Origin of the sequence: Tritonibacter scottomollicae, assembly GCF_003003215.1 — a bacterium.
GTDB classification, from domain to species: domain Bacteria; phylum Pseudomonadota; class Alphaproteobacteria; order Rhodobacterales; family Rhodobacteraceae; genus Epibacterium; species Epibacterium scottomollicae.
In genome coordinates, this window is record NZ_PVUF01000021.1 from 30,522 (window position 1) to 41,183 (window position 10,662).

9 protein-coding genes and 3 pseudogenes are annotated in these 10,662 nt (G+C 59.8%); 5 read left to right on the plus strand and 7 right to left on the minus strand.

Annotation, left to right across the window (positions count from 1 at the left end):
- Nucleotides 1-134: 134 nt before the first annotated feature.
- The 7 genes from CLV89_RS20240 to rfbC form a co-directional block, all read right to left on the minus strand.
- Nucleotides 135-749, minus strand: coding sequence for a sugar transferase (locus CLV89_RS20240; RefSeq protein WP_106165428.1), 615 nt, complete (start codon nt 747-749; stop codon nt 135-137).
- A complete protein-coding gene (locus tag CLV89_RS20245) occupies nt 746-1,615 on the minus strand; it encodes an NAD-dependent epimerase/dehydratase family protein (protein WP_106165429.1) in 870 nt (289 codons plus the stop codon). The genes CLV89_RS20240 and CLV89_RS20245 overlap by 4 nt, the downstream gene beginning before the upstream one ends.
- A gap of 548 nt (nt 1,616-2,163) precedes the next feature.
- A complete protein-coding gene (gene rfbA, locus CLV89_RS20250) occupies nt 2,164-3,036 on the minus strand; it encodes a glucose-1-phosphate thymidylyltransferase RfbA (RefSeq protein ID WP_106165430.1) in 873 nt (290 codons plus the stop codon).
- Nucleotides 3,033-3,878: a dTDP-4-dehydrorhamnose reductase gene (rfbD, locus tag CLV89_RS20255; RefSeq protein ID WP_106165431.1), complete on the minus strand. Its 846-nt coding sequence runs from the start codon at nt 3,876-3,878 to the stop codon at nt 3,033-3,035. Before rfbD ends, rfbA begins: the two co-directional genes overlap by 4 nt.
- A gap of 66 nt (nt 3,879-3,944) precedes the next feature.
- Nucleotides 3,945-4,997, minus strand: coding sequence for a dTDP-glucose 4,6-dehydratase (rfbB, locus tag CLV89_RS20260; RefSeq protein ID WP_106165432.1), 1,053 nt, complete (start codon nt 4,995-4,997; stop codon nt 3,945-3,947).
- A complete protein-coding gene (locus CLV89_RS20265; protein ID WP_106165433.1) occupies nt 4,994-6,187 on the minus strand; it encodes an acyltransferase family protein in 1,194 nt (397 codons plus the stop codon). The genes rfbB and CLV89_RS20265 overlap by 4 nt, the downstream gene beginning before the upstream one ends.
- Before the next feature lie 8 nt (nt 6,188-6,195).
- Nucleotides 6,196-6,744, minus strand: a complete 549-nt coding sequence (gene rfbC, locus CLV89_RS20270; RefSeq protein ID WP_106165434.1) for a dTDP-4-dehydrorhamnose 3,5-epimerase — start codon at nt 6,742-6,744, stop codon at nt 6,196-6,198.
- A 336-nt stretch (nt 6,745-7,080) separates the two neighbouring features.
- On the opposite strand from rfbC, the pseudogene CLV89_RS20275 reads away from it, so the two are divergent.
- The 5 genes and pseudogenes from CLV89_RS20275 to CLV89_RS23010 all read left to right on the plus strand — a co-directional run.
- Nucleotides 7,081-7,958: pseudogene (locus CLV89_RS20275) on the plus strand (IS110 family RNA-guided transposase).
- A gap of 449 nt (nt 7,959-8,407) precedes the next feature.
- Nucleotides 8,408-8,707 (plus strand): annotated as a pseudogene (locus tag CLV89_RS20280) (IS5/IS1182 family transposase); the annotation flags it as partial.
- Between the two features lie 161 nt (nt 8,708-8,868).
- A complete protein-coding gene (tviB, locus tag CLV89_RS20285) occupies nt 8,869-10,143 on the plus strand; it encodes a Vi polysaccharide biosynthesis UDP-N-acetylglucosamine C-6 dehydrogenase TviB (RefSeq protein WP_106165435.1) in 1,275 nt (424 codons plus the stop codon).
- An 8-nt stretch (nt 10,144-10,151) separates the two neighbouring features.
- Nucleotides 10,152-10,586 (plus strand): transposase, encoded by a 435-nt coding sequence (locus CLV89_RS23255; protein WP_106165436.1) that lies wholly within the window; start codon nt 10,152-10,154, stop codon nt 10,584-10,586.
- A pseudogene (locus tag CLV89_RS23010) lies at nt 10,531-10,662 on the plus strand (IS3 family transposase); the annotation flags it as partial. The gene CLV89_RS23255 and the pseudogene CLV89_RS23010, both read left to right, overlap by 56 nt.

Genomic DNA, 10,662 nt, shown 5'->3' on the forward strand with positions numbered 1-10,662 from the left:
TGAGAAAGGATCGCACCATTAAACCGTGGGATCAAACACCTAGTTAAGTCATCCTATTTCTAGTCAGATCACAAGGGCAGGTGAGTACAATGCAGAGCAGGGTAGGGCCATTATGGAGACGAAGCAGGGGCAGTTCAGCGCCCGCGCCGGAACAGGTTGCCGATGGTCTGGAACACCAAGTCGAAGTCGTAGCACATGTTCCGGTGGCGCTGGTAAATCAGGTCCAGCCGCGCCTTTGCCGGCACGCAGGTGCGGGAATAGACCGCATCGGTCTCCTCGCGCGTGGCGCAGCGCTCCAGCAGCATCGCCTCATGCTTGTGATAGGTGATCGAGGCCAGCCCGGTCACCCCCGGGCGCGACTTTAGCACCTCGGCATAGATCTCCGGATGCGCCTCCACATATTGCCGGAGTGGCGGGCGCGGGCCGACAAAGCTCAGGTCCCCCTTGAGGATGTTCCAAAGCTGTGGAAACTCATCCAGCCGCTTTGAGCGGAGCCAGGCGCCGGTCTTGGTGACCCGGGCAGCCTTATCGCCGCCCGAGACACCGCTGTCTTCGTCCACAACGGTCATGGTGCGCAGCTTCCAGAGTCTAAATGGGCGGTTCACGCATTTCATCCGCTCTGCCACGTAAAAGACCGGACGGCCTTCCTTCAGCAACAGCCAGGCCAGAAGGCCCAGCATGATCGGTCCGAGGATCACGATCAGCAGCGTCACAAAAAACAGATCGAACAGGCGTTTGTCCCAGGTCATGGGCGGGAGGCTTCCTTCATATGTGGATCTAACAAGGCCATTTCCGCCACCATCCGCGCCGGGTCGGCCCCCGGCAGTGACATCCATGGTGCCAGAAATCCGCTGAGGCGTGAGAGGTCAAGCGCCACCTCCGCGATCGCGCTCTGCGGGGCGGGCACTGTTGCAAAATCCCGCCCCGCTGCCTGCAACAGCGCGCCCATCTCGATCAGGCCGGGTTGTGCGATGTTCAGCACCCTAGGCAGGGCGGGAGCGGCAAGGACGGCGGCGATCACATCGGCCAGTGTCAGCACCCCGATGTAGCTGCGCCGGGGGGTGCGGCCGTCCGTGAAACGATCCAGACGGAACCCCGGTCGCCATCCGCCCAGGATCGCATCAAAGCCTGCAATATTGCCGATGCGCAGCACAGCAACCTCCACCCCCAGCTCTGTGGCCAGGGTGCAGGCCCCCGTCTCCATCTCGGTCTTGGCCAGGCCATAGGGATTGGCCGGGGTCAACGGTGTCTCTTCCGTCAAAGGCCCCCGCCCCGCGCCATAGACCGCCGCCGATGACACGAGCACCACCCGCACGCCCGCGGCCGCCCCGGCCTGCACTGCGGCCTTCGCCAGCCGGATGTTGTCCTGCAGATCGCCCCCACGCCCCGGCACGGATCCGGCTAGGCAGAGGATCTGCCCGGCGGCCTGTGCGGCGGACACAAGCACACCCGGCTGTCCAAGCGGATCACACAGACGCCACTGGGCCCCCGGTTGCCTGCGCCGCGTCTGCCAGAGCGCCGCCTCCGCCCCCCAGCGGTACCGCAGCGCCCACCCGATGCGGCCGGTGGCCCCGAGAACAAACGGGCGCGAGATTTCAGTGCCCTGCTTCGACATCCATAATGGTCTCACCCTGCTCTTCATGTACTCATCTTTCCTTGTGACCTGACTAGAAATAAGGTGACTTAACTAGCCATCCGAATCTAAAGTTTGGCACATCTGTTTTGCTGGGCTTTGATGATGTGACCGTCCTCCTTTGTGGATCATCGCAGACCCACCTTGGCACATCGATGCCGTCAGGGGGCGGTCAAATCATCAAAGCCGCGCTCGCAGCATCATGCTGGGGTTGCGCAGAAATTCCACCTATCCCAGCTGCTCAGGTTTCGGTAACCATTTCTTTTCAGTCTTTATTAAGTGCTACAACTTTACACTTGGTCCGAATCCCTGCGACCAGCTCTGTCATCGGCACTGAGCCGAGGCAGCCCCATAACTAAGCCTGAATAGTGAAATTCTGGCGGCGCGGCGGTGATCAGCCGGTTGATCTTGCGCAAATGCTCCGGCAGGTAGCGGCTCAGGGAAACATGGTGCTGCATCAGCCGCGCCCGGGCTCGCTCGCCAAGGGCTGCTTACTCCGGAACAGCAATTCATGGCGGCCCTGCTCCGCCTTAGTTCAAAAGCCGCTTCAGATAGGTCCCATAGCTGTTTTTCTTGAACAGTTCCGCCCGCTCGGCCAGCGCGTCACGGCTGATCCAGCCGGCGTGATAGGCGATCTCTTCCAGACAGCCGGTCTGCAGCCCCTGACGTTCATGCAGGGTGCGCACGAAGTTGCCCGCCTCCAAGAGGCTGCCGTGGGTGCCCGTGTCCAGCCAAGCATAGCCGCGGCCCATGGTCTCCACCGACAGCTGACCCGCGTCGAGATACATCTGCAACAGGTCGGTGATCTCCAGCTCGCCCCGTGCGGAGGGCTGAACCTCCTTGGCGCGTGCAGGCGCGGTTCCATCCAGGAAATACAGCCCCGTCACTGCGTAATTCGACGGCGGTACATCGGGCTTTTCGATAATCTGTTGCGCGCGGCCTTCGCCATCAAAAGAGACCACACCGTAACGCTCGGGATCGGAGACGTGATAGCCAAAAACGGTCCCGCCCACCGGTTTGGAATCCGCCGCCGCCAAGAGCTCCGGCAGCCCGTGCCCAAAGAAGACATTGTCGCCCAACACCAGCGCCGAGGGGGCGCCATTCAGGAACTCTTCCGCCAGGATGAATGCCTGCGCCAGACCATCTGGGCTGGGCTGTTCCACATAGGTCAGGCTGACGCCCCATTGGCTGCCATCGCCGAGCAAGCGTTTGAATTGATCAGCATCCTGCGGCGTGGTGATGACGCAAATCTCGCGAATGCCCGCCAGCATCAGAACCGAGATCGGGTAGTAGATCATCGGCTTGTCATAGAGTGGCAGCAGCTGCTTCGACACAGCCATGGTGATCGGATAGAGCCGGGTGCCGGAGCCTCCGGCGAGAATGATGCCCTTGCGCTCGGTCATTCTTTGAGCTCCTTCAGAATATCGCGCAAACCGCTGTGCCAATCAGGCTGCGGAATGCCAAAACCAGTCTCTAACGTGGTGCAATCAAGCCGGGAATTCAGCGGACGCACCGCCGGTGTCGGGTAATCGGAGGTGGGAATATCGGTCACGTCACAGGCCAGCCCGGCCTGGTTGAAAATCTCGCGCGCAACACCGGCCCAGCTGACATGGGGAGCGCCCTGAATATGGTAGACACCGGATTTTGTCGGATCAGCGATCAACTGACGCGCCATTTTTAGGCAGGCAGCTGCAATGTCGCGGGCCGGTGTAGGGGCGCCGATCTGGTCGCCCACAATGGTCAGCCGGTCGCGCTCTGCTCCCAGCAGCAGCATGGTCTTTACAAAATTATGCCCATGCGCCGAAACCACCCAGGAGGTGCGCAGGATCGCATAGGTTCCGCCCGCTGCGATCACCGCCTCTTCACCTGCGCGCTTGCTGCGGCCATAGGCATTGGGGGGGGATACCGGATCACCCGTCTGCCACGGCGCCTCGCCGGTGCCGGCAAAGACATAATCGGTGGAGATCTGAACAAACGGAATCCCCGCCTGGACGCAGGCCGCCGCCATCGCGCCGGGGGCGGCGGCATTGATGATCGTGGCGAGGTCTTCTTCCTCTTCCGCCTTGTCGACGGCCGTATAGGCGGCGGCATTGATCACCGCCTGCGGCGCGTGATCGCGGATCGCGGCCGCACAGGCGCCGGGGTCAGACAGATCCGCGCCCGCACGCCCCAGACAGGTCACCCCCTCATGATCCGCCAACTCGCGGGCTACCTGACCGGTTGCCCCAAACACAAGGATGCTCATATCCGCCCCTTCTTCATCTTTTCCCAAATACCTCCGCCGGAGGCCCCTGCCCGCAAGGGCAGGCTCTTATGCCTTCACGCCCAGCCGCTCGCCGACGCCGGTGCGGGACTGAAGCGCGCGCCACCAGGCCTCATTGTCGAGATACCATTGCACGGTTTTTGCCAGCCCTTCTTCGACGGTGACCGAAGGCCGCCAGCCCAGCTGGTCCCGGATCCGGCTGGGGTCGATGGCATAGCGGGCATCATGGCCCGGCCGATCCGTCACAAAGGTGATCTGCTCCTTGTAGGATTTGCCATCGTCGCGCGGGCGCTTGTCATCGAGGATCGCACAAAGCGTCTCCACCAGCTCCAGGTTGCTGCGCTCGTTCTCGCCGCCGATATTGTAGCTGCGCCCGTTCTCGCCCTTCTGCAGCACGCAGAGCAGGGCGTCGGCGTGATCCTCCACATAAAGCCAGTCGCGGATGTTCGACCCGTCGCCATAGATCGGCAGAGCCTGACCGGCGAGCGCATTGAGGATCACCACCGGGATCAGTTTTTCCGGGAAATGATAGGGGCCGTAGTTGTTGGAGCAATTCGTGAGCACCACCGGCAGCCCGTAGGTCTCATGCCAGGCGCGCACCAGATGATCCGAAGAGGCTTTCGACGCCGAATAGGGCGAGCGCGGATCATAGGCGGTGTCTTCGGTGAACATCACAGATTTGTCGGCAGGCAGGGAGCCATAGACCTCATCGGTGGAGATATGGTGAAACCGGAACCGGGCGGGCTTGCCCACCGCGGCCCAGAACTTGCGCGCCGCCTCCAGCATATTGAACGTGCCGGTGACATTGGTCTCGATGAAATCGCCCGGCCCGTCGATCGAGCGGTCCACATGGCTTTCGGCGGCCAGGTGCATCACCATATCCGGCGCATGATAGGCAAAGACCCGGTCCAGCGCGGCGCGGTCGCGGATATCGGCCTGCTCAAAGGCATATCGCGGGCTGTCCGCGACGCTGGCCACATTGTCCAGGCAGGCCGCATAGGTCAGCGCATCGACGTTCACCACCTCATGGCCAGCGGCAATCGCCTGCCGCACCACCGCAGAGCCAATGAACCCCGCCCCGCCTGTCACCAGTATCTTCATGGGTCCTGCTCCTTACCCAACTGTTCCAGCCCTGCAGCATCTGTGGCTGAAGTCCCAATATCGCGTTTGTTTTGCGCTTTGCGTGTACCCGTTGCAACCCGTCCAAGCGGTTTATGGCGAAAGCCGAGAAAAAACCGCTCATAATGGCGAAAGCTCAGCTCTGCCAACACAACTGTACCGCCCCAGTACAACACGAGGAAACCAACGCTGTCCTGTGCCAGTCCCAACGGGTTTGCCAGACTGCTCACCCCGTGCAGTACCAGGAGATGCAAGAGGTAGATGCCGTAGCTGACCATGCCCACCCGCACCAGCAGCGTCAGGCGCAACAGCGGGTGCAGCCAGCTGTCCTCGCGCAGCACCAGCGTGGCCAGCCAGCCGGTCATCGCCAGATGCACCAGCAGATAAGGCCAGCCCGCCAGCACCTGCGGCAAAAGGCCAAACACCAGCGCCAGCAACAACCCAAGCAGCAGCAGCGGCATGCAAGGGTGGCTGAAACACCGCCACATCAGCCCGAACCCGCGCCGGTCATGCAACACCAGCGCCAGCCCCGCCCCCAGCAGAAGCGGCGCATAGGTCACATCCGGCAGATGCACCCACAGCGGACCCAGATCAAACGCCGTGATCCCGATCCCCTCCAGGGCGCCCGTGACCGCCACCACGTTGAGCCCGATCCCGACGACCAGCACGCCCCCCCAGACGCGCGGCGGCAAAAGGACCATCAGCAGCGGCCAGATCAGGTAGAACTGTTCCTCCATCGCCAGCGACCAGGTGGGATAGAGCGTCGGAATGTGATCGGTCAGGAAGTTGGCGAGGAACAGATAATAGGCCGGCCAGAGGGGGGCCGTCTCCCAATGGCCCTGCCAAAGCACGAAGTACCCCCCCGCCAGGGTCACCACCAGATAGTAGAGCGGCAGGATCCGCAGGGTCCGTCGCCAGTAAAAGCCCCTGAGCGAGATCCGCCCATCGCGCTCCCGTTCGCGCACCAGAAGCGTGGTGATCAGAAACCCCGAGATCACGAAGAACAGATCCACCCCCAAAAAGCCCCGCGACCACGGGCCGGTGACGCGCGCCAGCGCACTGTGGTGGATCAGCACGGCCATGATCGCCAGTGCCCGGAGCCCATCCAGCGCCCCAAAGCGGACCCGCTCCAGATAGGCGCGATGGGCTTGGGACACGGAGAGCGAGGACATGGGAGCGATCAGAAGGTGAAGGGGCTGTCGAACTCCGCCAGCGCAGGCGCGGCGGCGTCCTTCTGTGACAACAGGGGCTGTCCGTCAAACCCCCAGTCGATGCCACAGCTGTCCCAGCGCACCGCCCCATCGCAATCGGGGGCATAATAATCGGTGCATTTGTAGATGATCTCGGTCATCGGCGCCCGGGTGATGAACCCGTGCAGGAACCCTTTGGGCACCAGAAGCTGGCGCCCGTTCTCGGCCGTCAGCTCGATGCCGAACCATGCGCCATAGGTGGGAGATCCCTTGCGGATGTCCACGGCGACATCAAACAGCGCGCCTTGCCCGCAGCGCACCAGCTTGTCCTGTGCCGCGGGCGGAGCCTGAAAGTGCAACCCGCGAATGGTGCCGACCTCGGCGGACATCGAATGATTGTCCTGCACGAAATCCAAATCGATTCCGTGCTCTTCCATCTGCTTGCGGTTCCAGCTTTCGCTTAAAAAGCCGCGGGCGTCGCCAAACCGAGCGGGCGTCAGGATCTTCACACCAGACAGTTTTGTATTTTTGATTTGCACTTATTTATGCTCCCTCTAATGCCAACCACCGAGGTGATGCGGGCATCCTATACGCTCTTTTGCAGACTGAAAACCAGATACGAGTTAACCGTATTCGCAAGGGGTACTCTTGCACTAATCGGTTCTAGAGCATCTCATGAACCCTCCTCATGTCGGACAGGTATGAGCCCCTAGCCCATCACGAAAGTGGATTGTACGTTCAGGTCACCTTTTTCAATTTTCAGCTCTGTGACAGCCTTCGTGGGGCTTTGTTGATGGCGTGGATGCCCCTCCCGACGGCATCGCAATGTGCCATTGTGGTGAGTGTTAAAGCCATCATAAAAGGAAGGAGCATCCATGTCCGAAGTTACTATAATCGGTGTCGATCTGGCAAAGCGCGTTTTCCAGCTTCACGGTGCCCACGCTGACGGGGCGGTTGCACCTCCTATGTAAAGCCGTTCGTCAAACGCCAGAAAAACGATATGGCCGATGCAGAAGCCATCGTAGAGGCTGCGATGCGTCCGACCATGCGCTTTGTGGCAGTGAAGACTGAAGATCAGCAGGCCCGCGCCATGCTGTTTCGCACCCGGCAGATGTTTGTTGGTCAGCGCACTCAGATGATCAACGCTTTGCGGGGCCACCTTGCCGAACACGGACTGATTGCGGCGCGGGGGGCTGCCCATCTTAAGCAGCTTATCGACGCACTCGCAGTTAATGACACGGCGCTGCACATTGAGGTTCGTGAACTTGGCCGGATGTATCTCGAGCAGATCGAGGGAATGAATGCGCGTGTTGCAGAGCTTGACGCGAAGATGAGATCTGCGGCCAAGAAAGCGGACTTGGTGCGCCGCGCACCAACGATGCCGGGCGTGGGTCCTGTCACGGCGCTTGCGATCGAGACGTTTGCCCCAGACCTGACCACCTTCAAGCGCGGTCGCGATTTTGCCGCGTGGCTTGGTCTGACATCGCGCAACCACTCCAGCGGTGGCAAGGAGCGGCTGGGAAAGATCATGAAGATGGGCGATCGGTATTTGCGCCAGCTTATCGTCGTCGGCATGACATCGCGTGTGCGGCAGGTCACCAATCATCCCGAGCGTGCCGATCCCTGGCTGACGATGTTGTTGCAGAGAAAACCGGCCCGGCTCGCGACCGTCGCCATGGCAAACAAGAACGCGCTGATCGTTTGGTCGCTTCTTTCGACTGACCAAGAATACCGCCCGCGACATACCGTCTGAGACAAATTACGAAAGATCAAGCCAAGGAGGGCTGAAAGGAACATTGCAACATCTGCCAGGAGATGGAGAAGGGTCACGCCCGTTGCTTCTTGGACCTGATGTGTGGATCAGCACGGTCAGCACCAATGCCTGAGGGGCGATGAGGGAGAAGCAAGCGGAAATCTATCGGGGCTCGCGGCGATGATCTATCAGGCCGCCCTAAGAAGCCGGATATACATCAGCAATCGCGACCTTCGATCCAGAGTCAAACAGACCGTTGCAATCAGGCGGGGTCCGTATACATCCACACATGCACAAATCCTGTGAGGGATTCACTTCATGAACTCAGCATGATAGCTGGGAATTATGAGCAGTGGGTACCCTACAAGATAGAAGACTACAAACTGGCCGTCATACAATGACAGTTTGAAGCCTCGTGGCTCACTGTCTATTTGGTTTGGTCCTGAAACGCTCACGCGATGATCCGACCATGCAAAAAGGCCAAACCCTGGAAACCGATCAGCGCCAGAGCCATAGCCCGGAACGACGCGGTCAGCACACAATGATATCTGGGCCACACTGCGTAGAGACGCAGGGGCTGATACCACCGACGAAGACGCATCGAAACCAAAATGCACTGCCTGAAACTAGTGGGTCAATCGCTCATGGCACGGGACTTCGACAGGCAGGTTGCGGAAGTCCAAATTCGTATCGCCGCGCTCAATCGCTATACTGCGCTTGGTATATCAGTCACCGAGACCGTAGCCTAAATCCGGCTGGGGTAAGGGGAAGAACGTCCTACACCCGATTTGTGCAACAAAACTATGTGCCTTTAACTTGGGCGGATACGGGTTTGCCGCAGACGGATATACAATCACGGGATTGTGCAGTTTGTGGACTGTTTCAGAGATTACTACGAAAGGTAAGTGTTATGGAATTTCACGACACTCAGGTTGCGGTCATCGGGTTGGGCTATGTTGGCCTGCCGCTGGCGGTCGAATTCGGCAAAGTGCGGCCTGTCATCGGCTTTGACACCAACGAGGAACGGATCGCCGAGCTGCGAGGGGGGCATGATCACACCCGCGAGCTGGACGCTGCTGAACTGGCCAAAGCCGAGTTTATGACCTACAGTTGTGATCTTGAGGCGTTACGTGCAGCGCGGATTTACATCGTCACGGTGCCGACCCCGATCGACAGTCACAAGCGCCCGGATCTGACGCCGCTGATCAAGGCATCGGAGACTGTTGGCAAGGTTTTGAAGGCCGGTGACATAGTTATTTACGAAAGCACTGTCTACCCCGGTGCCACCGAAGAGGACTGCGTGCCGGTTCTGGAGCGAGTTTCGGGGCTGCGTTTCAACCAGGATTTCTTCTGCGGCTACAGTCCTGAGCGGATCAATCCAGGTGATAAGCAGCACCGGCTGACGGCCATCCGTAAGGTTACTGCAGGCTCTACCCCGGAAACCGCGGAGACGGTAGATGCGCTTTATGCCAGTATTATTGAAGCGGGCACCTATAAGGCGGAAAGCATCCGGGTGGCAGAAGCCGCAAAAGTTATCGAGAACACACAGCGTGACCTCAACATTGCCTTGGTCAACGAGTTGTCCATCATTTTCAACCGGATGGGAATCGACACTGAGGCGGTGCTGCAGGCGGCAGGAACAAAATGGAACTTCCTGCCGTTCCGCCCCGGCCTAGTCGGGGGGCACTGTATCGGCGTCGACCCCTATTACCTGACTTATAAGGCTGAGGCGATTGGTTACCACAGCCAAGTGATCTTGGCGGGGCGACGGATCAATGACGGCATGGGTGCCTATGTGGCGGGCCAGATGGTCAAGAAGATGCTGCAGCGCAGGATTCAGGTGAATGGCGCCCGGGTGCTAGCTCTGGGGCTGACCTTCAAAGAGAACTGCCCTGATTTGCGCAACACCCGTGCCATCGATGTGGTCCGAGAACTACGGGAATACGGGGTCGAGGTGGATGTGCATGATCCTTGGGCTAACGCCGCCGAGGCGCGCGCGGCATACGACATTGATCTGGTTGCGATGCCCGAGAAAGGGAAATATGACGGGGTTGTTCTGCTTGTAGCCCATGACTCCTATCGGACAGACGGGGTAAAACATTTGCGGGCCTATGGCACCGACAGCCACGTGTTCTGCGACATCAAGAGCGTCTTTGCGGGCAATGAAAGCGATTTCAGGCTCTGAGGTATTGAATGTCACTGAAAACACCCCTTCGTGCATTACGCGGCGTGAACACGATTGTCGCAGCGGCTGTGGTTGCGAAAATCGGTGATACCACCCGCTTTGAAAATCCGTGTCAGCTGATGGCGTGGCTCGGTTTGTTCCCAAGCGAGCACTCCAACGGTACAACCACGCGACGCGGGCGCCTGACAAAAGCCGGGAACGCCCTTGCCCGTACGATGCTGGTGAAAGCGGGCTTGTCCTACCGGCATCCACCCAAAGAAGGGCAGCCATATCTCAGAAGATCCGAGCACCTGTCAAAGGAGAACAAAGATATTGGTGTTGGAGTGCCCCCACCGAAGTGGTCCACCTTTTGGGATAGGAATATCCCGTTTTCAGGAGGACGACGAGATGGCAGGCAAACGAGAGAAGCCCGAGGACATCGTGCTGAAGCTGCGACAGGTTGAGGTGCTGCAAGGGCAAGGGAGCTCGGTTCAGGAAGCCGTTCGGCAAATCGGTTTGACGGTTCAGACTTACTACCGG